This window comes from Mesorhizobium sp. B2-5-4 (assembly GCF_006441095.1).
Lineage (GTDB): Bacteria > Pseudomonadota > Alphaproteobacteria > Rhizobiales > Rhizobiaceae > Mesorhizobium > Mesorhizobium salmacidum.
Map to the genome: position 1 here is coordinate 38,843 of NZ_VFUR01000001.1, position 22,759 is coordinate 61,601.

Genomic DNA, 22,759 nt, shown 5'->3' on the forward strand with positions numbered 1-22,759 from the left:
TTCGTGCCAAATCAGCGAGCCATCGCCGTTTCGAGCGCCTTGAAAATCCGCTCGTCCGCGCACTGGGCGACGTTGAAGCGTAGGAAGCGACTGGCGGACTGCGACAGGCTGAACGCATTGCCGGGTGCCAGCACGATGTTGTCGGCCAGGGCGCGGCGGGCGATTTCGGCGGCGTCCACCCCGTCCGGCAGGCCGCACCACAGGAACAGGCCGGCCGGCTGCTCGATCCAGGGCATGATGCCGATCGCTTTCAGCCGGGCGCTGGTTTCAACCATGGCGCGCGCAAGCTTGGCGCGCAGCAGATCCATATGTTTGCGGTAGCTGCCGTCCTTCAGCAGCGTCAGCACAAGTTCGGCCGCCAGCCGTCCGCCGCCGAAAGTCGTGGCGATCTTGAGGTCGGCTAGGCGCTCGATCCAATCTCGGGGCGCGGCGATGAAGCCGCAGCGGACCGACGCCGACAGCGTCTTGGAGAAACTGCCGATCTGGACGACGCGACTGAGGCCATCGAACGCCGCCAGCCTTGGGGCAGGGGTGTGCTCGAAATCGGCGAAGATGTCATCCTCGACGATGGTCAGGTCCGACTGATCGGCAAGCTTGAGCAAACGGTGCGCGGTGACCGGAGACAAGATCGCGCCGGTCGGATTGTGGATGGCGGAGTTGGTGATGTAGAGGCGCGGCCGGTGTTCGGCCAGCGCCTGGGCGAACAGTTCGATGTCCGGTCCCGATGGTGTGTAGGGAATGCTGACGACCTTGGCGCGGTGGGCGCGCAGCAAAGCGTGGAAATTGAAATAGCAGGGGTCGTCGACCAGCACCGTGTCGCCGGGCTCGATCAGGAACCGGCAGAGCAGGTCGATGGCCTGGGTTCCCGATTCCGTCAGCATGATCTGTTCGGGGGAAACTTCGATGCCGTGCCCGGCCATGCGCCGCGCCAGCAATTGCCGCAGTGGCGGCAGCCCGAGCGGTGTGCCGTAATCGGCAAGCGCGACATCGTCGGCTCGCGCGACCGTACGCAGTGCCCGGCGCAGCGCGGTCTGGGGCATCCATGATGCCGGCAGCCAGCCGCAGCCGGGTTTCAGGACCTCCTCGCCAGCCTCCAGCGACTGGCGCGAAACCCAGAGCGGATCGACGGCACGATCGAGCCGGGGGCCGATCTCGGCCAGGGACAGCGGCGCCAGCGAGCCGGCGGCATAAAAACCGGAACCCGGCCGGGAGCGGATCGCGCCTTCGGCGGCGAGCCGCTCATAGGCTTCGACGACGGTGGATTTGGACACCTGCATGGACTTCGCGAAGGCACGGATCGACGGCAATCGGGTTCCCGGTGTCAGGCTGCGCGCTGCGATCCGCTGTCGGATGGTCGCCATGACGCTTTCCACAAGGGTGCGCGCGCTGTCGGGTTCCAAAGCAAGGTCTGTCATCCGTACTGCTCAATCCTCCATTACAGTTTCATCGAATTGTACCCCATTGTCTCTGGCCGCACCATGGGCGTCCGCCCGATAGAGGGTGAAAGCAATGGAGCCTGCGATGGACAAGACGGCGAGCGGCTGGGTGAACGGATTTATCGGCGTGCTGATCTTCAGCGGTTCGTTGCCGGCGACGCGCGTGGCGGTGATGGATCTCGATCCGATATTCCTGACATCGGCCCGCGCGGTCATAGCCGGCCTGCTTGGTCTGGCGCTGCTACTTGCATTCCGCGGGGAACGCCCTGGGCGTCATGACTTGCTGTCGCTCGTCATTGTTGCTCTTGGCGTGGTGGTCGGCTTTCCCTTGCTGACGGCATTGGCGCTGAAGCATGTCACCTCGGCCCACTCCATCATCTTTGTCGGCCTGCTGCCGCTGGCGACTGCGATCTTCGGTGTGTTGCGCGGCGGTGAACGGCCCCGGCCGGCCTTCTGGCTGTTCTCATGCCTCGGCAGTGCGCTGGTGGCGGGTTTTGCACTTGCGCAAGGCGTGACGGCTTCGCCGGTCGGCGATGGGCTGATGCTTGCGGCCATCATCGCTTGCGGCCTGGGCTACGCCGAGGGTGCCGCACTGTCGCGCAAGCTCGGCGGCTGGCAAGTGATCTGCTGGGCGCTGGTGCTGTCCCTGCCGATCATGCTGGTGCTGACGTTTGCGACCCTGCCGCCATCCTTCGCCAGCGTCGGCTCCAATGCCTGGATCGGTCTTGGCTACGTCTCGCTGTTCAGCATGCTGATCGGCTTCGTCTTCTGGTATCGCGGCCTGGCGCAAGGCGGTATTGCAGCGGTGGGGCAGTTGCAGCTTCTGCAGCCGTTTTTCGGGCTCGCATTGGCGGCGACGCTGCTGCACGAGCAGGTCAGCCCAATGATGATCGTCGTCACGCTGGGCGTGGTGACCTGCGTGTTCGGCGCGAAGAAATTCGCCAAGCGGGATTTGCCGCGGCGTGCGACTGCATAGTGATGATGCCGACCCTGACTAGTTTTTCGTATAGTTAGGCCCAACCCGTGTCGGCAGGCCGTCGGCGAGTTTCAACCAAGGGAAAAGCGACATGCAGCGTGGGTGCAAATTTTTCCGGCTCCTCCATCCCCGCTGCAAAAAAATGCATGACACCGGACATGTTCGTTGAGCGGAAGGACAGCGGCGAGCCACAGTGATCGCAAAATGTTCTTTCCACACCGGGTGAAGAGTTGAATACCTTCGGTGGCTTGCCCAACCATCGCCAGTGGCCGTCCAAGACGCCAATGTAGGTGGTCATCGGCGCGGAACATTGCTGCCGACAACTTTCACAATGACAGACCACGCATGCTTGCGCCGGCCCATCGACTTCAAAAGCAACAGCGCCGCATAAGCAATGACCACGCATGCAAACTCTCCTTAAGTCACCGACCCAATAAGTTGTACCGAGCGTAGTTGGAGAGTCGCCATGAGATGCGCCGAGCTGGCGCTCAAATGCGACATTATCGATGAAGTACCAGCGGCGCCTTCTTGTCGAGCATGGCCTAGCGGCCATCCGATTGTTGCTTCGCTTTCACCGGCTTTTGGCTCTGAACGAGTTTAAGCTCTAGGTACCCGACTGCGGCACCATCCTTTCGGCGACATACAGCATGTGCATTGAGCTCGGATCGGTCGGCAGCAGGTCAGGGTGAGCGAATTCCCCGCCCTCGATTTTCTTCATCCCCAACCGCTGCATGACGGCTTCGGACCGCGTGTTCGCCAATGCGGTGAATGCGTAGACGCACGGCGCATCTAGGCTGCCGAATGCATAGTCGAGGGCGGCGCGAGCGGCTTCGGTCGCATAACCCTTGCCCCAATGGTCGCGAGCAAGCCGCCAGCCCACCTCCAGGGCCGGGCCGAAAGGGAAATCGGTCCCGAGGCGGTGCAGGCCGACCGCGCCGAGCAACGCTCCGTCGCCGATACGCTCGGCGGCCCAGAAAATCGGCTCGCCGACTTCGGAAAGCCGCATCAGTTGTTCGACCATGTCGCTGGTCTCAGAGGCGGTCTTCATGCCGCCGAGGAACTGCATCACCTCCGGATCGGCGTGGATAACGCCCAATAGGGGCTTATCCGCCTCTCGCCAGGCCCTGAGCTTCAACCGGTCTGTCGCGATCATACACTCTCTCCAACAGGATCGGGCTCACCCTCGCTGCCATAATAGCGTTCGGGCTGTGATTGAGTCTCGACCTTAGAACTTCGTCACCACGCCGATGCCGATGCCCTCGAAACCGCCCATCGCCATCAAGGCTGCTGGCGCCTCGTCGAGGCTGATCTTCTTGCCGACCAGCAGTTCGGGCTTGAGCTTGCCGTGGCGGATCATCTCCATCATCGCGGGGTAGCGATAGGCCTGCATGCCGTGGCTGCCGAGGATTTCGAGCTCGAAGGCGATCACCTTGTCCATCGGCACTTGCGGGCGGGCGTGCTCGCCCAGCATCAGGCCGACCTGTACGTGACGGCCGCGCCGGCGCAGGTTGGCGATTGAGTTGAAGGACGTCGTGGGGTGGCCGAGTGCGTCCATCGACATGTGGGCACCGCCATTGGTGATCTGCTTGACCGCCTTGACGACGTTCGGCGTCGTGGAGGCGTTGATGGTCGCCACGGCACCGATCTTTTTGGCGAAGTCCAATTTCTCCTCGGTGAGATCGATGGCGATGACATTGGCGCCCATCGAACTGGCGATCATGACCGCCGACAGGCCGACGCCGCCGCAGCCATGCACCGCCACCCATTCGCCCGGCGTCACCCGGCCCTGGTCGACGATGGCGCGGAACGACGTGACGAAGCGGCAGCCGAGGCTGGCGGCGGTGGCGAATTCCATTTCGTCGGGCAGGCGCACGAGATTGGTGTCGGCATATTCGATGGCGACATATTCGGCGAATGAGCCCCAGGCGTTGAAGCCCGGCTGCGACTGATGTTCGCAAACCTGGTGATTGCCTGATGTGCATTCGAAGCAGCGGCCGCAGCCGACGGCGAACGGCACGGTGACGCGTTCGCCCGCCTTCCAGCGGGTGACGTGCTTGCCGGCGGCGACGACGATTCCCGCCAGTTCGTGGCCCGGTACATGCGGCAGGCGAATATCGGCATCATGGCCCATCCAGCCGTGCCAGTCGCTGCGGCATAGCCCGCTAGCCTCGACCTTGATGACAACGCCATCGGCAGCCGGCTTCGGATCGGGCACGGTCTGGATCGTCGGCGCTTCGCCGAATTTCTCGAAGACGACGGCTTTCATCGGTCACTCCACCCTTGAGACTGCACGGGGAAACGATAGCCGATTCCTTGACCGTTCAAGCGGAAATCGATTCCGCGATGCCAACGGAGGAGGCGAATGGCGGTTCGTCATCTTCCTCCAGCACGTAGAGGCAGCCATACGCCTCGATATCGGTCAGCGCCTTTGCCTCGTCGGCATCGGTGGCTTCTCTATTCGGCATCGATCTGGTTCTGTGGCGCGGCTTTCTGGAAGGCGGCTAGCGCCATGCAGGCGGCGTTGATGCGCGCGATTGTCGGGTAGGGCGTCATATCGACGCCAAAGCGGGCGTTGCTGGTGACTTGCGCGGCAAGGCAGATGTCGGCCAGCCCCGGCGTGTCGCCGTGACAGAATGCGCCGGTTTCGGGCGAAGCCGTCAGCAATTGCTCGAGCGGCGCAAAACCCTCATTGACCCAATGCCGGAACCAGTTGGCGACATCCTGGTCGCCGACGCCGAACAGCGTGCGCAGCGAGGTCAGCACGCGCAGATTGTTCACCGGGTGGATGTCGCAGGCGATGATCTGCGCCAGCATTCTCACCCGTGCCCGGCTGGGCGGGTCTTTCGGCAATAGCGGGGGTTCAGGTATGGTCTCGTCGAGAAATTCGATGATCGCCAGCGATTGCGTCAGGAGCATGCCGTCGCTCCAGATCAGCGCCGGCACCAGCCCCTGCGGATTGACCGCGAGATAGGATGGTTCCAGATGCTCGCCATGGCGCAGATGATGCGGGACATAATTGTAGCTCAGCCCCTTCATCTCCAGGGCGATCCGCACCCGGTGCGAGGTGGAGGAGCGGAAGTAGTTGTGCAGGACAATCTTGCTCATGACTTCGGCTGGCCGATGGTCACTTCGATCGTGCCGATGCCGTCGACGCCGCCTGATATCGTTTCACCCGGCTTGACCGCGCCGACACCGGCCGGCGTCCCGGTGAAGATCAGGTCCCCGGCCTGCAATTCCACGCCTTCGCTGCAGATCGAGACGATATCGGCGATCGGCCAAATCAGCTCGGCGAGGTCCGCATCTTGTTTCACCGCGCCGTCGATGGCGAGCCAGATACGGCCCTTCGCCGGGTGCCCGGATTTCCGCGCGGCAACCAGCGGGCCGCAAGGCGCGGAACGGTCGAACGCCTTCGACCAGTCCCAGGGCCGCGCCGCCTTCTTGGCGGCATCCTGCAGATCGCGGCGGGTGAGGTCGATGCCGACGCCATAGCCCCAGACATGGTCCAGCGCCTTGTCGCGGGAAATGCGAAAGCCCGATGTACCGATCGCCACCACCAGCTCGATCTCGAAGTGGAGATTTTCGGTCAGCGGTGGATAGGGGATATGAGTGCCGGAATCGACCACCGCGTCGGCCGGCTTGGTGAAGAAGAAAGGCGGATCGCGCTCGTCATTGCCGAATTCGCGCGCATGCGCCGCATAATTGCGGCCGACGCAGAAGATGCGCCGCACGGCAAAGCGTTCGCCGGAACCCGCAATGGCGACAGAAGGCGTTGGCGGGACGGGAAGGACAAAGGCGGTCATGGCGATCTCTGCGTATGATGGCGATACATTCGGCCGATTTCGGGGGTCGGGCAAGGCCTCGCCTTTCATAAAGCATGGGCTTTGCCGCGGCTGGATGAGGAATTCAGGCTTCCGATCATTTTTGCAGCGATGAATCCCGTCAACAGGCGATAGACTATTTGCCAATAATCCGGCCATGGTCAGGAGACTATGGTGTGCCCGGTAAACCGGAACGAGCCCTATGACCCCTCCCACCGATCGTGCCCGGTTTCTTATCATCGACGACCATCCGCTGTTTCGCGAGGCGCTGCACAGCGCCGTCCAAATGGCTTATCCCGAGGTCGACACGGTCGAAGCGCGATCGATCACCGAGGCGCTGGATCTGCTGGCCGATGCAAAGCCTTTCGACCTGGCGCTCCTCGACCTCAGCATGCCCGACGTGCACGGCTTCGACGGGCTGCTGCAGCTCAGGACCCGCTATCCGCGCCTGCCGGTGGTGATAGTGTCGGGCTATGAGGAGCCGAGGATCATCTCCGAGGCCTTGTCCTATGGCGCTGCCGGCTTCATTCCGAAATCAGCGCGCAAGAGCGATCTGGCCGCGGCAATTCGTTCGGTGATGGACGGCACGATCTATGTGCCGGAAACCTATGAGGGCGTGCCGCCGGGCGCCGACAGTCCCGATCGCGCCGACATGCTCCAGCGCCTCTCCAAGCTGACGCCGCAGCAATTGCGCGTGCTGCAGATGCTGCGCCAGGGCCTGCTCAACAAGCAGATCGCCTACGAGCTGCAGGTCGGCGAGACCACGGTGAAGGCGCATGTCTCCGAGATCCTGCGCAAGCTCAACGTCTATAGCCGCACACAAGCGGTGATCGAGGTCTCGAAGCTGGACAGTGCCGAGCTGTTCCGGGATCAGGCAGGGTTTTGAGCCAATCCTCCCGCTAAGCCAGCAGATGCGCCAGCAGTGCCCTTAGCTGCGCCGGCTTCACCGGCTTGCGCATCAGTTCGATGCCGCCGGCCCGTGCTGCCTTGGCCACGGCGTCGGAGCTGTCGGCGGTGACGATGAGCGCCGGCACGGCGCGGCCGAGATAGTCGCGGACCTCCGATATGGTGGCGGTGCCGAGGTCACCGCCGTCGAGATGCTGGTCGGCGATGACGATGTCGGGCAACCAGTCGGTATCGCCAAGCATGTCCAGCGCATCGGCGGTCGAGGTCGCGGCGCGTACCAGACACTGCCAGCGTTCGAGCAGAAAGGTCATGGCTTCCAGCACTTCGGCGTCGTTTTCGACCAGCAGCACCTTGGTGCCGAACAGGCCGTAGCCGCGTGGCCGCTCCATGCTGGCGGCGCTGGCGATGGCATCGGCGGGCGCGCCGAGGCCGACGGGGACATCGATGTGGAAGATGGTACCGCGGCCGACCTTGGATGAAAACGTCACGGGATGGCCGAGCGCGCCTGCCATGCGGCGCACGATGGCGAGCCCCAGCCCAAGACCGCCGCCGTCGAGTTCGGCGGTAGCCGGCAAGGTGCCGCGATGGAATTCCTCGAACACCGCTTCGCGCTGGTCCTCGGGAATGCCGCAGCCCGTGTCGGCGACATCGATGCGGATGGTGTCGCCGCGATGGCGTGTGCCGACAAGGACGCCGCCCGAACGCGTATAGCCCAGCGCGTTGGAGAGAATATTCTGCAGGATGCGGCGCAGCAAGGTCCTGTCCGAGCGGACCACCGCATTGACCGGCCGGAATTTCAACGACAGCGCCTTCAACTCCGCCACCGGCTGGAAATCCGAGCGCAGCGACGAGAACAACGCCTCCAGGCTGACATCGCCGATGTCGGGCTGGACCACGCCGGCGTCAAGCTTGGAAATGTCGAGCAAGGTGCGCAGCAGGTCTTCCATCGTCTCCAGCGAGCGCTCGACCTGCCGAACCAGTTTTTTTCCCTCTTCGCTGGTCTGCACCTCGGCGAGCGCCGAGACGGAGAGGTGGGCGGCGTTCAGCGGCTGCAGCACGTCGTGGCTGGCGGCGGCGAGGAACCTTGTCTTGGACAGGTTCGCCAGCTCGGCACTCTCCTTGGCGGCGCTGAGGTCGATGTTCGACTGTTCCAGCCTGCGCAAGGTCGAATGCAGTTCCTCGGTGCGCGTGCGCACCCGGTTTTCCAGCGAGATCGCGGTCTGGAACAACGAAAAGGCATTGCCTTGCTGGTCCATCGAGCGCTCGACGCGGCTGACCAGGGCGGCGTTGATCTTCTTCAGCCTGTCGAGATCGTTTATGTCCCTGAGCTGCATTTTGTTGAGCCTATTCAGCCGCTTGCCGGTCACCGAAGGCGATGCCGGTGAAAGTCTGGTTCAGGTGCATCGACCGATATTGCTCGCCATAGGTGCCGAAGCCGATGACATTGTTGACCCTGTAGAGCTCCGAAATGTCGCGAAAGACCTGCCGGTTGCGCGCATCCAGCCGGCGCAGCACGCAGTCGAAGCCAAGAATCATATCGATACCGCCCAGCCTTTCCTCGACCTCGCGCAATGCCGCTCGTGTCGCTTCCACCATGTCCTTGGGCTGGGCGATCGACAGCACGACACCGTCGTCGATGGCGCAGAAGAACGACAGCGAGCCATCCGCGTGCATCTTCTGGATCGAGCGGCAGTAATATTCTCCGCCCACCTTCACCACCACGGGATGCGAGGCGAAGCTCAGCGGCGTCAGGGTCTGCGGGAGGATGCCGACGGAAGCGGCATATTCCTCCGCCGCATTGGCGGCGTTGAACTCCCGCACGATGCGATGATCCGGATCGGACGCGGTCACCACCAGCTTTTCGTCGGTGGGAACGAAGTTGTCGGTCTTGAAGACGTGGAACGGAATTTCCGTGGCGATCAGCACGATGATGGCGCTGTCCGAAGTGACGGCGCCGTTCGAGATCAGACGCGTCGTCTCGAATTTCAAATCGTCACCGGCCGAGCCGCCGAGCAGCGGTATGTCGTCAAGACCCCAGTGGATGGCCGAACTCACCGCTTCCTCGGCATAGGACAGCCCGTCGATGAAGCAGAGCGCGAAGGTGTTCCTGGTCTGCTCGCCGCCGGGCCGGGCGCGCAGCGTGCGCCGCAGGGCCTCGACCTCTTCGGTGATCCTGTCCATGCCCGACGTCGACAAATTGTCGACCATGGTGCTGACCGCCGTGAAGGACGCCGAGGGCAGCAGCATCGCCAGCATATGGCCTTCCTCGAGCCCCTGCGGCGTGATCTCGCCGGCGGTGGAACAGCCGGCATGGTGGAGCCCCGGCGCGCACGTCGCGAGCGCCTGCGAGAGGGTGCTTGCCTCGACGAGGCTTTGGGAAAAGAACACGAGGGCAAAGCCGGCATCGATGGCAGCGGCCTCGGCGGCTACTGCGCGTGCGAAGACGTCCGGGTCGGGCTCGTCCGTGGTCAGCGCCGACAACCCGCATGCGTAGCGCGTCAGTGAACTGGTCAGCGGCGTTCTCCCGCATTTCCTCCGACGCCTTCTTGTGCGCGGCTTTTCAAGTGCTTCTGGCGCGCGAGCGACGAAGGCATTCTTGCCGCCAGGAAGCGTTTTGGCAATGGGGCCGGAAAAATGCACTTTGGTCCCTTGGCCATGGCCGAAAGTACAATAATCCGACTTTTCCCTCGTGTTGTTTTTTGTGCGTTGTGCGGTGTACGACTAACGCATGGCCGAAGTGCCAGCGGCGCGTCGGCAACCTGATGACCAAGGTTGACACCCAGGGAGGGGCTATGTCGGACGTTTCGTTGATGGTGAACGGCAAGCGGATCGGCGGTGCCGTCGAGGATCGAACGCTGCTCGTCCATTTCCTGCGGGAGAATCTCGGCTTGACCGGCACCCATGTCGGTTGCGACACCTCGCAGTGCGGAGCCTGCGTCGTGCATGTCGACGGCAAGGCGGTCAAGTCCTGCACCATGCTCGCGGTCCAGGCGTCCGGATCGACCGTGGTTACGATCGAAGGCCTCGCCGACGGCGCCGACCTGCATCCAGTGCAGGCGGCCTTCAAGGAACATCATGGTCTGCAATGCGGCTTCTGCACGCCAGGCATGATCATGGCCGCAATCGACATGATCAACCGTCATCCCGAAGGCCTCGACGAGGCCACGGTTCGTGCAGAACTCGAAGGCAATATCTGCCGCTGCACCGGCTACCACAACATCGTGAAGGCGATCCTCGCCGCATCGAAGACGATGTCGAAGGGGTCCAAGGACAAGGCGAAACAGGCGGCGTGAGAGAAGGGCGAGCAGTGAGTAGTCAGTAGTCGGTCTGAACCGGCGGCTATACTTACTGCTCACTGCTTCCTATTCACTTTTCGGGAGGAATCTCTGCATGGGCATCGAAGGTGTTGGCGCTCGGGTCGCGCGCAAGGAAGACAAAAGGTTCATCACCGGCGCCGGCCGCTATGTCGACGACATGGTGGTGCCCGGCATGAAGCATGCAGCCTTCGTGCGCAGCCCGCACGCGCATGCGCAGATCAAGAAGATCGACGTGAAAACGGCTCAAGGCATGCCGGGCGTCATTGGCGTGCTGACCGGCAAGGAGCTCAAGGCCGATGGTATCGGCAACCTCATCTGCGGCTGGATGATCCATTCCAAGGACGGTTCGCCCATGAAGATGGGCGCATGGTCGCCGCTGGCCGTCGACAAGGTCCGTTATGTCGGCGATGCGGTCGTGGTGGTGGTGGCCGAAACCAAGGGCCAGGCACGCGATGCGGCCGAGGCGGTCGACATCACCTACAAGGAACTGAAGGCCGTCGTCGACGCGACCAAGGCGCTCGAAAAGGGCGCGCCGCAAGTCCATGCCGAGGCCGAGAACAACCTGATCTTCGACTGGGAGATCGGCGATGCCAAGGCGACCGATACCGCCATCAAGGCGGCGGCGCATGTCACCCGCATGAAGATCGTCAATAACCGGCTGGTGCCGAACGCGATGGAGCCGCGCGCGGCTCTTGGCCATTACGACAAGGCCGAGGATCATTACACCTGCTGGACGACATCGCAGAACCCGCATGTCGCGCGGCTGGTGATGAGCGCCTTCTACAACGTCGCACCCGAAAACAAGCTGCGCGTGATCGCGCCGGATGTCGGCGGCGGCTTCGGCTCCAAGATCTATATCTACCCGGAAGAGATCGTCTGCCTGTGGGCCTCGAAGAAGACCGGCGTGCCGGTCAAATGGGTCGCCGATCGCACCGAAAGCTTCCTCACCGACGCGCATGGCCGCGACCACGTCTCGACCGTGGAAATGGCTTTCGACAAGAACAACAGGATCACCGGGCTGAAGGTGGACACCATCGCCAATCTCGGCGCCTACATGTCGCTGTTCTCGTCCTGTGTGCCGACCTATCTCTACGCGACACTGCTGTCAGGGCAGTACGACATCCCGGCCATTCACGCCAATGTACGCACCGTCTACACCAACACGGCACCTGTCGATGCCTATCGCGGGGCAGGGCGGCCAGAAGCCACCTATCTTCTGGAGCGCACCATGGAAGCCGCTGCACGCGAGCTCGGCGTGTCTCCGCCCGAGCTGCGGCGCCTGAACTTCATCACGGCCTTCCCGCACCAGACACCGGTGATCATGAACTATGACGCCGGCGATTATGCGACCTCGCTCGACGCGGCCATGAAGACCGCCGATTATGCAGGCTTTGCCAGGCGCAAGGCGGACGCGGCCAAAAAGGGCAAGCTGCGCGGCATCGGCATGAGCTGTTACATCGAGGCTTGTGGCATCGCCCCGTCGGCTGCGGTCGGCTCGCTTGGCGCCGGCGTCGGCCTGTGGGAATCGGCTGAGGTAAGGGTCAATGCGGTCGGTACTATCGAGGTGCTGACGGGCTCGCACAGCCATGGCCAGGGGCACGAAACGACCTTCGCGCAACTGGTCAACCAGCGTTTTGGGGTGCCGATCGATTCGGTGTCGATCGTCCACGGCGACACCGACAAGGTGCAGATGGGCATGGGCACTTACGGGTCGCGCTCGGGCGCGGTCGGCATGTCGGCGATTGCCAAGGCGCTCGACAAGGTCGAGGCCAAGGCCAAGAAGATCGCCGCGCACCTGCTCGAAGCCGACGAGGGCGACATCGTCATCGAGAATGGCGAAGTCAAGGTCGCCGGTACCGACAAGAGCCTGCCGTGGTTCCAGGTGGCTTTGGCCGCCTATACGGCGCACAATTTGCCGGCCGGCATGGAACCAGGACTGAAGGAAACGGCGTTCTACGATCCGGCGAACTTCACCTTCCCGGCGGGCTGCTACATCTGCGAGGTTGAGATCGATCCGGAAACCGGAACGACCGAGATCGTCCAGTTCGTGGCGGCGGACGATTTCGGCAACATCATCAATCCGATGATCGTCGAAGGGCAGGTGCATGGCGGCATCGCCCAGGGCGTTGGCCAGGCGCTGCTGGAAGGCGCTCACTACGACGCCAGCGGGCAACTGCTGACGGCGAGCTACATGGACTACACCATGCCGCGTGCCGGCGACCTGCCGTCGTTCAAGGTCTCGACATCGAACACGCCATGTCCGAGCAATCCGCTCGGCATCAAGGGCTGCGGCGAGGCCGGCGCCATCGGTTCGCCGCCGGCGGTGATCAATGCCATCACCGACGCCATCGGCATCGCCGATATCGCCATGCCGGCCACACCGTCGACCGTGTGGGCCGCGATCCGCGCCGCGAATGAGTGAGTAGGGAGTAGTGAGTAGCGAAAAAGGGCACCGTATCCAGCTCCGGCGGCAGCCAGTCCCTACCTACTACTGACTACCACTACTGCCTAACCACTTAGGGGGAGGATCCCATGTACGCAGTCAACTATCACCGTGCCGCCTCGGTCGCTGAAGCCGCCAAGCTCGTGAAAAACGGCGACGCCAAGCTGCTGTCGGGCGGCATGACCTTGATCCCCGCCATGAAGACGCGGCTGGCGGCCCCTTCCGACGTGGTCGACCTGTCACGCATCAAGGACCTGCAGGGCGTCAAGGTGTCAGGCAAGACGGTCACGATCGGCGCCGCCGCCACGCATTTCGACGTCGCCAATGACGAGAAGCTGCGCAAGGCCTGCCCGGCGCTTGCCCATCTGGCGTCGCTGATCGGCGATCCGGCGGTACGCCACAAGGGCACGATCGGCGGTTCGATCGCCAACAACGATCCGGCGGCGGATTATCCGGCCGCACTTCTGGCGCTGGGCGCCACCATCATCACCAACAAGCGCGACATATCAGCCGACAAGTTCTTCAAGGGGCTGTTCGAGACGGCCTTGAAGGATGGCGAGATCGTCACGGCGGTCTCCTTCACGGCGCCGGCAAAGGCTGCGTACGAAAAATTCCGCAACCCGGCCTCGCGCTACGCGATCGTCGGCGTGTTCGTGGCCAAGGGCAAGGATGGCGTCCGCGTTGCCGTCACCGGCGCCGGCGATGACGGCGTCTTCCGCTCGAAGGAGATCGAGGCGGCACTTGCCAAGAGCTTCGATGCCACTTCGTTCAATGGCGTGAAAGTGCCGGCGAAAAACCTGATGAGCGACATCCACGCTTCCGCCGACTACCGCGCCAACCTGATCGCGGTCATGGCCAAGCGCGCGGTGGCGGCAGCCAACGCCTGACACAAGATCGATTGCGGACAGGGAAAGGGCTGTCACGGCCCCTTTTTCGTTCCTGGCGCCTGTAGCTGCCCGGTTCCCGGCCGCCGCATTCCCATGTTTGGTTGAAACGATTCTGACCCATGCCTGCCCGGGAATGCACCGGCGCCAATCTCGCACTTGCACAAACTTATATTGCACTGCAGTATGGGGCGGGCGGAGAATGCGAGCCGGGTTCGGAATGCGTGCAGCCGTGCCCTTTCGCATATCAATGCGAAGGGATCGGCATGTCCGAAATTTCCGCGACCCATTTGGTTCCGTCCCAAACGATCGTCGACCGATCGGCCAGGACAAGGCTTGCCTATCTCGACGGCTGGCGCGGTCTGTCGATCGCCCTGGTGCTGATTGGGCATTTTTTTCCCGTTCCCGGAATCAATCTGGGCGTGCTGGGCGTCGAATTCTTCTTCGTGCTCAGCGGCCGGCTGATGGCCGAAATCCTGTTCATCGAACGCTATCCGCTGAAGAAATTCTTCAAACGCCGCTTCTCGCGCATCTATCCGGCGCTTCTGGTCTTTGTCGTCGTCGCCATGATCGCGCTCTCAGGCACGTTCATCGTCTTCAAATGGAAGGCGGCCCTGACGGCGCTGACATTCACCTACAACTATGCCGGAATTCTCCTGAACCGGGCCGGCGCACTCGACCACATCTGGTCGCTCTGTATCGAAGAGCATGCCTACATCATCCTGGCAGCGATCAGCGCAATCGTTGCCAGCCGCAGCCGTGTCGTCCCGCTGCTGCTGGTCCTGGCCTTGCTGGCCATGGCCAATGGCGCGGTTTCCTACTGGTTCCTGCACATGGATTATGAAGCCACGTACTGGCGCACCGATGTGCACATCGCCTCGATCCTGCTGTCGGCCGCGGTCTGCCTGCTCAAGGCCGACGGCAAGCTGCCGGCCTTGTTGAAGGGGCCCTATGTCGCCGTTGCGGCGGCCGTTGGCGCGGTTTTCCTGTTCATGGATTCAGTACCGACACCGATCCACTACCTGGTCGCGGTGCCATTGCTGGCGACTGCTATCAATGCGCTGGATTTCAGCACGCGGTTCTTGTCCGGATGGCTGTCATCCCTGCCGATGACGACACTGGGTCTGTGGTCGTATTCGCTCTATCTGTGGCAGCAGCCCTTCTACAAATTCGTCTACGAGCAGGGCAGCAATCCATGGCCGATGCTGGCCGGGGTTTTCGCCTGCGCGCTCTGCAGCTACTATCTCATCGAGCGCCCAGCGCGCGAATGGCTCAACCGCAATTGGTGAATGAGCGCCGAGCGCCATCGGATCAGGCGGCGATCTGCCTGATATAATAGCGCACCGCCTTCTTGCCGCCATGGATCACCGCGTCGCCGACTTCGGCGAAGCCGAGAGCGGCGTGGAAGGCATCCGAGGCTGGGTTGGGCGGGTCGGTGTTGACCTCGCAGGTGACCAGTGTGTGGCCGGCGCTCTCCGCCTGGTCGAACAGGTCCCGATAGAGCCGGCGAGCATGGCCGCGGCCTCTTGCGTGCGCCGCCACGACGACGCGGTCGACATAGATGAAGCGTTCGTAGCGCTCGCGGAACCAGACGAAGTTCGGACTGTCGTAATTCGCATCCTGGTCGAAGGTCATGATGAAGGCTTCGAGATCGCCGATGCGGCGGGCATAGAAGGACTCGCCGAGCAGGAAGGACAGCCGTTCGGCTTCGAGCCACGACAATTCGGCGGCGTGCTCGTTGTTGAGCGCCAGTATGGCGGCTTCGTCGTCCTGCGCTATGCGGTCTATGGGAGAGGTCATGCCTTGGCCGCCGCGATTGTCGCCGCCACCAGCGGTGTGTCGGTCAGTGTGTTGCGATACTCGCGGTCGAGATCGGAGCCGCCCATGCCGACCTTCGGATTGCGGTAGCGCATGGCGCTCGGCACGTCCTTGAGGGCGGCGAAGTGCATTTCGGCCAGGCCGGTCCTTGCGCGCACCTCGGCAATGTTGCCGAGATCGAGCCCGCCGCAGCCGAGAATGATGATCCGGTCGCCGGCCTGACGCACCAGCTCTTCCAGCAACGGCAAGCCCTCGATCGCCGTGTCGCGCTGGCCGCTGGTCAGCACGCGGCCGACCTTGCAGCGGATCAGCGCTTCCAGTGCCTCGGCCGGATCGCGCGTCATGTCGAAGGCGCGGTGGCAGGTGACGTTCAAGGGCCCTGCGGCCTCGGTCAGTTCGCCCATTCGCTTCTCATCGATGGTGCCGTCGGCGTTCAGGCAGCCGAACACCACGCCGGGCACACCGAGCTCGCGGAGCGCGGTGACGTCGGCCAGCATCGAGCGGTATTCAGTCTCGCTGTAGAGAAAATCACCACCGCGTGGCCGCACCATGACGTGGAACGGGACGGTCGCCTGGTCGAGCGCGGCGTGCACAGTGCCAAGACTCGGCGTGATGCCGCCCTCGACCAGACTGGTGCAGAGTTCGACCCGGTCGGCGCCTGCGGCCTGCGCGGCGAGCAGGCCATCGATGCCTTCAACACAGATTTCGATCAGCGGCGGGCGAGCTTCCATGGTCAAGGGGCAATCCAGTTCATGATGTCGTGGAGAGCCCTAGCACCAGGACGGCTGACGCGAAAGCGCGAACCCTATGCCGCCATTTGGACCAGATGGCAGATTCCTTACTTGACAATCGCATAACCGCATGGTTATGAGTAATGTATAGCTGACGGGTTATTGATTGCGCGTGCGTGGCACGACGACAACAACGAGAGGAGCAAGGCATGACGGAAACCAAATCGATTGTCGTCGAAAGGCTGGTTCCATATTCGGCGGAAAAGATATGGCGGGCACTGACCGTGCCAGCGCTCGTCGGCGAATGGCTCATGCAGAATGACTTCGCTGCGCAAGAGGGGCATCGCTTCACACTGCGTGCCACACCAATTCCCGGATGGTCCGGCGTGACGAACTGCGTGGTGCTGAAAGTCGAGGCGCCGCGGCTGCTGGCCTACAGTTGGGGCGATGGGACGGAATCGGACAGCGGGTTGAAAACCGTGGTGACCTGGTCACTGACGCCCGAGGGTGTGGCGACCCGGGTGCGAATGGAGCAGTCGGGATTCCGGCCGGCCGACGAGCGTGGCTATATCGGCATGGGAAGTGGCTGGCCGCGCATTCTCGAACGGCTCGAACAGGTTGCCGCAACGCAGGCCTGATACGCGGCAGGCAGCCAACAGTTTTATCAAGTTCGAATCCTGGATGCGAGGCGTCCGGGCCGGGAAAACACGCCCGGAGAAACAATTCAAAAGGAGAAGGATCATGCAAGCAAGGATCAAGAACCCGGTGATGCTCATCCCCGGTTCGGTGCAGGCGCTGCTGGCGCTGGACAAGTCGACCGAGGCGGCCGACGTGCCCTATGTGACGCGCAAGCTCATTCATCTGCGCGCCAGCCAGATCAATAATTGCAGCGTCTGCGTCGACATGCATGCGCGCGAATTGAAGAAGGCCGGAGAAAAGGACGAGCGCATCTTTGCGCTGGCGGCCTGGCGGGAGACGCCGTATTTCACCGACGCCGAGCGCGCGGCATTGGCGCTGGCAGAAGCCGGCACCAGACTCGCCGACCGGCCGGACGCAGTGCCGGACGATGTCTGGGACGAAGTGGCCCGGCATTATGACGAGAAGGCGCTTGCCGCACTGGTCATCCAGATCGCCCTGATCAACGCCTTCAATAGGCTGAACGCAACGACCCGGCAGCCGGTTGGCGCCTGGGGCTAGGCGCCTGGTTCGAATGGTCCGCGAGGCGAGGGCGGGCGGGGCTTTGCCTTCCCGCCCTCGGGCGCGGGCATAGTCTTGGTGGCTACTGGCGCAATTCCGTGTTCTTGGCGCCTTCCTCGACCTGATCGATCACCAGGAGCTTGACCGGCCCGTCACCAATATTGGTGGCTTGATGCCATTGGCCGATCATCTCGATGATGAAATCACCTGTCTTGTAGACGTTGCTGTTGCCGGTCTCGACGTTGGTGACCTTCAGTGTTCCGGCCTCGATATAGGCGTAGCGCGGGAAGGGATGGCGATGGACCGGCAAGGTCGCGCCGGGCCTGATGTCATAGGTCGAGACCAGCACCTGCACGTTCTTCTGCGGCAGCGTGATCGGCTGACCTGATGCAGTGGTCGTGCGTGATGCGAGTGGCGTCACGACGACGGGGGTTCCGCTGCTGTCCAATGCCAGGGCACAATTTGCATAAAGTGCGGCCGCGGCCAGCAGTACCGCTATCAGGACTTTCCGCATGATTCCTCCACTGCCGCAGCATTGCTCGGGAGACTTCCCATGCGCAAGCCTGCCGGTGAGACCGTCGGAATGGCTCGACCCATTGCCACCTGGCACCGAGTGAGAAAGCCATGCTGTCGCACGTCTCGGTGGTAGGCAGAAGGCACATCGCCGAACACACCTTACCGAGTCCGCGGTGTTAAGCCGAACTTAGCAACTGGTTCTCATAGTCTCTCGACCTTCGCTGACGGAATCCCGATGAGCAGAATTGATATACTTGTTCCTGATGACAACGTGTGTTCGGTGCACATGCTTGTCGCCAAGCGGCTGGCCGAGAAAGGTCATGACGTTGCGCTGGTCGGCGTTGCGGCGCCCGGGGTACAATGGCCGCTTGGCTATATTCTGCGCCTTGAGCGCAAGGCAGTGCAGATTCGGGGCCATGACCTTCTTGAACCTGTCGAGAGCGTGGAACTGTCTCGGTCCCGGCCTGACGCTGAACTGCGTATCGATCTGACCGGCGTCATGCTGCCTATTGCCTCTCCCGGCCTTCGCCCGGGCTTCGCGGGCTCCGCGTCAATTGCCGAAGCAGCCCGGGTGTTGATGGCCGGCGGCCTTCCCGATATCGAAATCATTCTGGATGGTGAACGCATCGCGCGCGCGGCCCCCATGGTCGACAGCCGGCTTTCGATCCTTCGCGGGCTCAATGACATTCTGGCGCGCATGTGCACACTGCTGGTGGATACGACGGATCATTTCCTCAAGGGCCACAAGGCCCGATCCGAACCGACAGGGCGCGCGCATCAGTGTCCAACCAATGGACAGCTGATCGGTACCTACCTTCTTTCAACCATACCCCGGCAAACAGCAGGGGCGGCCAAGCGCTTGGGGTTCCGCCTCAATCGTTGGCGGGTGAGCTACCGGTTTCACAATGGCCAGACCGTCGCGGCCACGGGTCTCCTGGCCGGAGAACCCTGGATCGATCTGCCCGATGATGGCGATCGTTTCTATGCTGATCCGTTTCCGTTCGAATGGCAGGGGCGATATTTCATATTCATTGAAGACTTTTGCCATGCCAGTACCAAAGCGGTGATTTCCGTGACCGAGGTCTTCCGGGACGGCACTCCAACTGTGCCGCGTGTGGTGATCGAGGAACCCTATCATCTGTCCTATCCGCAAGTGTTCAGTCATGGCGGCCAGATCTGGATGCTTCCCGAGGGCGGTTCGGGTGGAGATCTGGTTCTATACCGGGCTGAGTCGTTCCCGGACCGGTGGGTTCGGCATTCGGTCCTGATTCCGGATCGCGAACTTTTCGATGCGACCTTGCTGGAGCATGGCGGCAAGCTTTGGCTGTTCGCGACCGAACGCGACGGCTACGGCAGCGCCTCGGACACCCTCGTGGTCTATTATGCGCAGGCCCTGGAGGGACCATGGTTCCCGCACCGGAGCAATCCGGTGAGAATCGATCGCGCCGCAGCCCGGCCCGGAGGCTGTTTTGTGCGGATGGGCGATCGCATCATATTGCCATTGCAGAACGGCACGGACAATTATGGCGGCGGGCTCGGACTTGCCGACCTTGTCGAGTTGGACGAGACGAAGGTGCGTTTGACCTTACCAGTGCCCATTCTTGCGTCGGCAAAGAGACCTTATCCGATGATCCATACTCTCAACAGCAGCGATCATCTTGAAGTCATCGACTGTCGTGCACCCGCGCCCAGGTCGGCGCTTCGAAGGGTTGTGTGACCTTTTGGATCGAATACGGGTCCTCTGTGTCGTTCCACGGGGCCTGAAAGGCCGTGGCGGGATCGAGACGCTGTTTTCTCACGTTGATGAACAGCTTCGTTCGACAGCTGGCAGTGCGATCGAGATGGATTTCCTGGCCTCGCGTGGCGACGCGTCCAGTGTCGGTTGGCTGGCACATTTCCCGTTCGCATTGATCCGCTATGGCTGGCTGCTGGCAACCCGCCGATATGACATCGTCCACCTCAACACCGCGACGAATGCATCGTCGTGGAGGAAATGGGTCATGCAGTCCATGGCGCGATTGGCCGGCGCGGCCACGGTCGTCCACTTTCATGGCTCGGCCTTTCCCAAGCCCGGAGATGCGCAACGCGGCTGGGTCCGTGTCTTGCGCCTTGTCTTTGAGCGAGCCGACGCCATCATCGTGCTTGGCGATTACTGGCGAGACTTCGTCGCCCACTTTTATCACATGCCGCCGGATCGCTTCGATGTCGTGTCCAATGGCGTCGCCGACTTCGCTTTTGATGCACCGCAACCGCGCGAGGAGAATGCGCCCGTTCGACTGTTGTTTGCCGGCAACCTCACCGAGGCCAAAGGCGCCGGGGTATTGCTTCAGGCACTTGCGCTGCTGCCGAAGGATCTGCCGCGATGGCGCGCGACCTTCGCGGGTGCCGGCGATGTCGCCGCCTTCCGCGACCGCGCCATAAGTTCAGGGCTTTTCGGCCAGGTGGAATTCACCGGCTGGCTGGCGCTCGAGACGATCCTGCCGCTCTATCGGCAGGCCGATATCGTCGTCCTGCCGTCACGCAATGAGGTCTTGCCGGTTTGCCTGCTGGAGGGTGCGTGTGCGGGCGCAGCCCTGGTCGCGACATCGGTCGGCTCGGTGCCCGACGTATTGAGGGAAGGTCGGAACGGTCTAAGCGTGAAGCCGGACGATGCGGAAGAGCTTGCGCATGCCCTTGCGCAATTGATTGAAAACGGCGCGCGCCGCGAAGCGTTTCGAACCGCGTCGCGCGATATCTATAACGCGCGTTTCCGCCTCGAAACCATGATCGAAGGTCTTCAGGGAGCCTATCGGAAGGCGCTGGCGACCCGTCGCTGAGCGGCTTGCGGCTGTTCAGCATCGAGCGTCGGCCGGAACACCCGGAAGAACTGCTCCAGATTGGCAAGCGCCCACAGTATCTTCTCGTGATTGTGAGCGCCACCCAGGTGCTCGCTCATCAGTCGATCTATCTCGCGCGCATTGCAGACATTGCGCACTGTGGCGCTGTCACTCTGCAGCAGATCTCGAAGCTGATCCGACATGCCGGTACGGAACCATTGCTCGACAGGTACCCGGAAGCCGACCTTCTTGCGCTCCAGGATCTGGCGGGGAAGCAATTGCGCTGCAAGCGATCGCAGCACGCGCTTGCCCTTTGGCGCGCCGGTCAGGAAAGCATCGGGAAATTGGGCGACGAGTTCGGCCAGGCCGACATCCATGAATGGCATGCGTCCTTCGATCGACCCCGCCATCATCATGCGATCGCCGCGCTCGAGAAGATTGTCCGGCAGCCATGACGTCTGATCGAAATGCAGCATGCGTTTGAGCGGGCTGATTTCGCCATCGGTCGTGAACGGCAGCTGATCGAGATCGCGCGATTGGGGCGGACCGGAATAGAGCGCCTCGGCTTGTCCGCCGTCTGCTCCGCCGAACCAGGCCACCATACGGGCCTGTGCATCGCGAATGCCGGCGACGCCGGCCAAGATCTTCAGTCGCCGCGCCGCATAGGGCAGGGCGCGTGCGCCAGGACCCACAAGGGCTTCGTGCAAGCCGCCCGGCACCAGATTCTGGTACATGGAAACCCACGGCTCGGCGCGATGCTTGGGATAGCCTCCCAAGAGCTCGTCGGCGCCTTCGCCGGTAAGCACCATCTTGACGGTGCGGCTCGCCAGCCGTGACAAAAGCAGAACCGGCAAGTCCGACGGCTCGGATACCGGCGCGCCCCGCCGCAGCACCGCCTCCTCCCACACCGACGTGAACGCATCCATGTTCACGACGAGCTCACTGTGGTAGCTGCCGAAGGTGTCGGCGACTTGCCTGGCATAGGGTAATTCGGAGGAGCCGGGCACATCGAACCCTACTGAATAGGTCGCCACGGGCTTGCCCATGTGACGGCTCATCAGCGCAACGATCATCGAGGAATCGAGCCCGCCGGAAAGATATGCGCCAAACGGCGCATCCGAGCGCAATCTGAGCCGTACCGCCTCATCAAGCTTCTCGCCAAAAAGCCTCACCGCCTCGTCGAAGCTTTCGACGGTGGGCGACGTGCGCGAAAAAGGCGTCGTGAAATAGCGCTCCGCACGGATGTTGGCGCCATCGACTACCATGAAGGTTCCTGGCGGAACCTTGGAGATGCCGCGAAAGAACGTGGCCGGTCCAGGGACATAGCGATAGCTGAGAAATTCGCGCAGCGAATCCTGATCCAGACGGTCGTCGACACCTGGAAAATGGCGCAGCGAATCGATTTCGGAGGCGAAGGCGTGGAAGCCGTCCCCGGAAGCCAGGAAGAGCGGTTTCTTGCCGAAAGGATCGCGCGCGGCATAGAGGCGGCCGGTTTCGCTGTCCCAAAGCAGAAAGGCAAACATGCCGTTGAGGCGCGGCAGGCAGTCGTCGCCCCAGGCGCGCCAGGCCTCGATCACGACTTCGGTGTCGCCTTGCGTGGCAAAGCGATGTCCGCGTTCCATGAGTTCGGCGCGCAATTCGATATAATTGTAGACCTCGCCATTGTAGACGATGACATATCGGCCGTCATGCGAATGCATCGGCTGCGGGCTGCCCTCGATATCGAGGATCGACAGCCGACGATGACCGAGTCCGGCCTGCCACTCGCCATCCGGGCTCCGCATGATCAATGTTCCGCGCCCGTCCGGACCGCGATGGGCCAGCCGATCCGTGGCCCCATCCAGCGTTTGGGCGAGAGGGAAGCGTGATCGGGCGTGGAACCCAAAAATTCCGCACATCGC

Annotated in this window: 23 protein-coding genes; 10 read left to right on the forward strand and 13 right to left on the reverse strand. The window is 62.6% G+C overall.

Going from position 1 to position 22,759, the window contains the following annotated elements; all coding sequences use genetic code 11:
* Window positions 1–11 precede the first annotated feature (11 nt).
* Entirely contained in the window at window positions 12–1,415 is a 1,404-nt protein-coding gene (locus tag FJ492_RS00180; protein WP_140767948.1) for a PLP-dependent aminotransferase family protein, read from the reverse strand.
* Between the two features lie 106 nt (window positions 1,416–1,521).
* On the opposite strand from FJ492_RS00180, the gene FJ492_RS00185 reads away from it, so the two are divergent.
* Window positions 1,522–2,412, forward strand: a complete 891-nt coding sequence (locus tag FJ492_RS00185) for a DMT family transporter (RefSeq protein WP_140767950.1) — start codon at window positions 1,522–1,524, stop codon at window positions 2,410–2,412.
* 34 nt (window positions 2,413–2,446) lie between these two features.
* Here FJ492_RS00185 and FJ492_RS00190 read toward each other — a convergent pair whose 3' ends face one another.
* From FJ492_RS00190 to FJ492_RS00215, 6 genes are all read right to left on the reverse strand, one after another.
* Window positions 2,447–2,710 carry a GFA family protein gene (locus tag FJ492_RS00190; protein ID WP_246675840.1) on the reverse strand — a complete coding sequence of 88 codons (264 nt, stop codon included), beginning with the start codon at window positions 2,708–2,710 and terminating at the stop codon, window positions 2,447–2,449.
* 306 nt (window positions 2,711–3,016) lie between these two features.
* Window positions 3,017–3,565, reverse strand: coding sequence for a GNAT family N-acetyltransferase (locus tag FJ492_RS00195; RefSeq protein WP_140767952.1), 549 nt, complete (start codon window positions 3,563–3,565; stop codon window positions 3,017–3,019).
* Between the two features lie 72 nt (window positions 3,566–3,637).
* On the reverse strand, window positions 3,638–4,678 hold the full coding sequence (locus FJ492_RS00200; RefSeq protein WP_140767954.1) for a zinc-dependent alcohol dehydrogenase family protein: 1,041 nt from the start codon (window positions 4,676–4,678) through the stop codon (window positions 3,638–3,640).
* A 55-nt stretch (window positions 4,679–4,733) separates the two neighbouring features.
* Complete coding sequence (locus FJ492_RS00205; protein WP_181166082.1) at window positions 4,734–4,877, reverse strand: hypothetical protein; 144 nt, start codon at window positions 4,875–4,877, stop codon at window positions 4,734–4,736.
* On the reverse strand, window positions 4,867–5,517 hold the full coding sequence (gene maiA / locus FJ492_RS00210) for a maleylacetoacetate isomerase (protein WP_140502718.1): 651 nt from the start codon (window positions 5,515–5,517) through the stop codon (window positions 4,867–4,869). The genes FJ492_RS00205 and maiA overlap by 11 nt, the downstream gene beginning before the upstream one ends.
* Entirely contained in the window at window positions 5,514–6,212 is a 699-nt protein-coding gene (locus FJ492_RS00215) for a fumarylacetoacetate hydrolase family protein (RefSeq protein WP_027144041.1), read from the reverse strand. Before FJ492_RS00215 ends, maiA begins: the two co-directional genes overlap by 4 nt.
* Before the next feature lie 220 nt (window positions 6,213–6,432).
* Here FJ492_RS00215 and FJ492_RS00220 point away from each other — a divergent pair, with 220 nt between their 5' ends.
* The gene (locus FJ492_RS00220; RefSeq protein ID WP_140502719.1) at window positions 6,433–7,116 is read left to right on the forward strand and encodes a response regulator transcription factor; all 684 of its coding nucleotides are present in this window, start codon (window positions 6,433–6,435) and stop codon (window positions 7,114–7,116) included.
* A 13-nt stretch (window positions 7,117–7,129) separates the two neighbouring features.
* On the opposite strand, the gene FJ492_RS00225 is transcribed toward FJ492_RS00220, so the two are convergent.
* Window positions 7,130–8,470 carry a hybrid sensor histidine kinase/response regulator gene (locus FJ492_RS00225; RefSeq protein ID WP_140767956.1) on the reverse strand — a complete coding sequence of 447 codons (1,341 nt, stop codon included), beginning with the start codon at window positions 8,468–8,470 and terminating at the stop codon, window positions 7,130–7,132.
* Between the two features lie 10 nt (window positions 8,471–8,480).
* A complete protein-coding gene (locus FJ492_RS00230) occupies window positions 8,481–9,617 on the reverse strand; it encodes an FIST signal transduction protein (protein WP_181166547.1) in 1,137 nt (378 codons plus the stop codon).
* Window positions 9,618–9,928: 311 nt separating this feature from the next.
* Between FJ492_RS00230 and FJ492_RS00235 the strand changes: the two genes are divergently transcribed.
* From FJ492_RS00235 to FJ492_RS00250, 4 genes are all read left to right on the forward strand, one after another.
* On the forward strand, window positions 9,929–10,429 hold the full coding sequence (locus FJ492_RS00235) for a (2Fe-2S)-binding protein (protein WP_140502721.1): 501 nt from the start codon (window positions 9,929–9,931) through the stop codon (window positions 10,427–10,429).
* Window positions 10,430–10,526: 97 nt separating this feature from the next.
* On the forward strand, window positions 10,527–12,875 hold the full coding sequence (locus FJ492_RS00240) for a xanthine dehydrogenase family protein molybdopterin-binding subunit (protein WP_140767958.1): 2,349 nt from the start codon (window positions 10,527–10,529) through the stop codon (window positions 12,873–12,875).
* 110 nt (window positions 12,876–12,985) lie between these two features.
* Window positions 12,986–13,783 (forward strand): xanthine dehydrogenase family protein subunit M, encoded by a 798-nt coding sequence (locus FJ492_RS00245; protein ID WP_140767960.1) that lies wholly within the window; start codon window positions 12,986–12,988, stop codon window positions 13,781–13,783.
* 263 nt (window positions 13,784–14,046) lie between these two features.
* Window positions 14,047–15,069: an acyltransferase gene (locus FJ492_RS00250; protein ID WP_027144034.1), complete on the forward strand. Its 1,023-nt coding sequence runs from the start codon at window positions 14,047–14,049 to the stop codon at window positions 15,067–15,069.
* Between the two features lie 22 nt (window positions 15,070–15,091).
* On the opposite strand, the gene FJ492_RS00255 is transcribed toward FJ492_RS00250, so the two are convergent.
* Together FJ492_RS00255 and FJ492_RS00260 are read right to left on the reverse strand one after the other, a co-directional pair.
* Window positions 15,092–15,580 carry a GNAT family N-acetyltransferase gene (locus FJ492_RS00255; RefSeq protein WP_027144033.1) on the reverse strand — a complete coding sequence of 163 codons (489 nt, stop codon included), beginning with the start codon at window positions 15,578–15,580 and terminating at the stop codon, window positions 15,092–15,094.
* Window positions 15,577–16,329 carry a copper homeostasis protein CutC gene (locus FJ492_RS00260; protein WP_181166559.1) on the reverse strand — a complete coding sequence of 251 codons (753 nt, stop codon included), beginning with the start codon at window positions 16,327–16,329 and terminating at the stop codon, window positions 15,577–15,579. Before FJ492_RS00260 ends, FJ492_RS00255 begins: the two co-directional genes overlap by 4 nt.
* A gap of 209 nt (window positions 16,330–16,538) precedes the next feature.
* On the opposite strand from FJ492_RS00260, the gene FJ492_RS00265 reads away from it, so the two are divergent.
* Together FJ492_RS00265 and FJ492_RS00270 are read left to right on the forward strand one after the other, a co-directional pair.
* Complete coding sequence (locus FJ492_RS00265; protein ID WP_140767964.1) at window positions 16,539–16,967, forward strand: SRPBCC domain-containing protein; 429 nt, start codon at window positions 16,539–16,541, stop codon at window positions 16,965–16,967.
* 103 nt (window positions 16,968–17,070) lie between these two features.
* Entirely contained in the window at window positions 17,071–17,526 is a 456-nt protein-coding gene (locus tag FJ492_RS00270; RefSeq protein ID WP_140502727.1) for a carboxymuconolactone decarboxylase family protein, read from the forward strand.
* Window positions 17,527–17,608: 82 nt separating this feature from the next.
* Here the strand turns inward: FJ492_RS00270 and FJ492_RS00275 are convergent, their stop codons facing one another.
* A complete protein-coding gene (locus FJ492_RS00275; RefSeq protein ID WP_140767966.1) occupies window positions 17,609–18,040 on the reverse strand; it encodes a cupin domain-containing protein in 432 nt (143 codons plus the stop codon).
* Window positions 18,041–18,277: 237 nt separating this feature from the next.
* Between FJ492_RS00275 and FJ492_RS00280 the strand changes: the two genes are divergently transcribed.
* Window positions 18,278–19,759: a hypothetical protein gene (locus tag FJ492_RS00280; RefSeq protein WP_140767968.1), complete on the forward strand. Its 1,482-nt coding sequence runs from the start codon at window positions 18,278–18,280 to the stop codon at window positions 19,757–19,759.
* Complete coding sequence (locus tag FJ492_RS00285) at window positions 19,719–20,858, forward strand: glycosyltransferase family 4 protein (RefSeq protein ID WP_140711405.1); 1,140 nt, start codon at window positions 19,719–19,721, stop codon at window positions 20,856–20,858. The genes FJ492_RS00280 and FJ492_RS00285 overlap by 41 nt, the downstream gene beginning before the upstream one ends.
* Here FJ492_RS00285 and asnB read toward each other — a convergent pair.
* The gene (gene asnB / locus FJ492_RS00290) at window positions 20,828–22,756 is read right to left on the reverse strand and encodes an asparagine synthase (glutamine-hydrolyzing) (protein WP_140767970.1); all 1,929 of its coding nucleotides are present in this window, start codon (window positions 22,754–22,756) and stop codon (window positions 20,828–20,830) included. The genes FJ492_RS00285 and asnB overlap by 31 nt on opposite strands.
* Between the last annotated feature and the right edge of the window lie 3 nt (window positions 22,757–22,759).

Coding starts and splice junctions, on each gene's coding strand:
- FJ492_RS00180 (WP_140767948.1), bottom strand. CDS start 1,415: ATGACAGACCTTGCTTTGGAACCCGACAGCGCGCGCACCCTTGTGGAA.
- FJ492_RS00185 (WP_140767950.1), top strand. CDS start 1,522: ATGGACAAGACGGCGAGCGGCTGGGTGAACGGATTTATCGGCGTGCTG.
- FJ492_RS00190 (WP_246675840.1), bottom strand. CDS start 2,710: ATGACCACCTACATTGGCGTCTTGGACGGCCACTGGCGATGGTTGGGC.
- FJ492_RS00195 (WP_140767952.1), bottom strand. CDS start 3,565: ATGATCGCGACAGACCGGTTGAAGCTCAGGGCCTGGCGAGAGGCGGAT.
- FJ492_RS00200 (WP_140767954.1), bottom strand. CDS start 4,678: ATGAAAGCCGTCGTCTTCGAGAAATTCGGCGAAGCGCCGACGATCCAG.
- FJ492_RS00205 (WP_181166082.1), bottom strand. CDS start 4,877: ATGCCGAATAGAGAAGCCACCGATGCCGACGAGGCAAAGGCGCTGACC.
- maiA (WP_140502718.1), bottom strand. CDS start 5,517: ATGAGCAAGATTGTCCTGCACAACTACTTCCGCTCCTCCACCTCGCAC.
- FJ492_RS00215 (WP_027144041.1), bottom strand. CDS start 6,212: ATGACCGCCTTTGTCCTTCCCGTCCCGCCAACGCCTTCTGTCGCCATT.
- FJ492_RS00220 (WP_140502719.1), top strand. CDS start 6,433: ATGACCCCTCCCACCGATCGTGCCCGGTTTCTTATCATCGACGACCAT.
- FJ492_RS00225 (WP_140767956.1), bottom strand. CDS start 8,470: ATGCAGCTCAGGGACATAAACGATCTCGACAGGCTGAAGAAGATCAAC.
- FJ492_RS00235 (WP_140502721.1), top strand. CDS start 9,929: ATGTCGGACGTTTCGTTGATGGTGAACGGCAAGCGGATCGGCGGTGCC.
- FJ492_RS00240 (WP_140767958.1), top strand. CDS start 10,527: ATGGGCATCGAAGGTGTTGGCGCTCGGGTCGCGCGCAAGGAAGACAAA.
- FJ492_RS00245 (WP_140767960.1), top strand. CDS start 12,986: ATGTACGCAGTCAACTATCACCGTGCCGCCTCGGTCGCTGAAGCCGCC.
- FJ492_RS00250 (WP_027144034.1), top strand. CDS start 14,047: ATGTCCGAAATTTCCGCGACCCATTTGGTTCCGTCCCAAACGATCGTC.
- FJ492_RS00255 (WP_027144033.1), bottom strand. CDS start 15,580: ATGACCTCTCCCATAGACCGCATAGCGCAGGACGACGAAGCCGCCATA.
- FJ492_RS00260 (WP_181166559.1), bottom strand. CDS start 16,329: ATGGAAGCTCGCCCGCCGCTGATCGAAATCTGTGTTGAAGGCATCGAT.
- FJ492_RS00265 (WP_140767964.1), top strand. CDS start 16,539: ATGACGGAAACCAAATCGATTGTCGTCGAAAGGCTGGTTCCATATTCG.
- FJ492_RS00270 (WP_140502727.1), top strand. CDS start 17,071: ATGCAAGCAAGGATCAAGAACCCGGTGATGCTCATCCCCGGTTCGGTG.
- FJ492_RS00275 (WP_140767966.1), bottom strand. CDS start 18,040: ATGCGGAAAGTCCTGATAGCGGTACTGCTGGCCGCGGCCGCACTTTAT.
- FJ492_RS00280 (WP_140767968.1), top strand. CDS start 18,278: ATGAGCAGAATTGATATACTTGTTCCTGATGACAACGTGTGTTCGGTG.
- asnB (WP_140767970.1), bottom strand. CDS start 22,756: ATGTGCGGAATTTTTGGGTTCCACGCCCGATCACGCTTCCCTCTCGCC.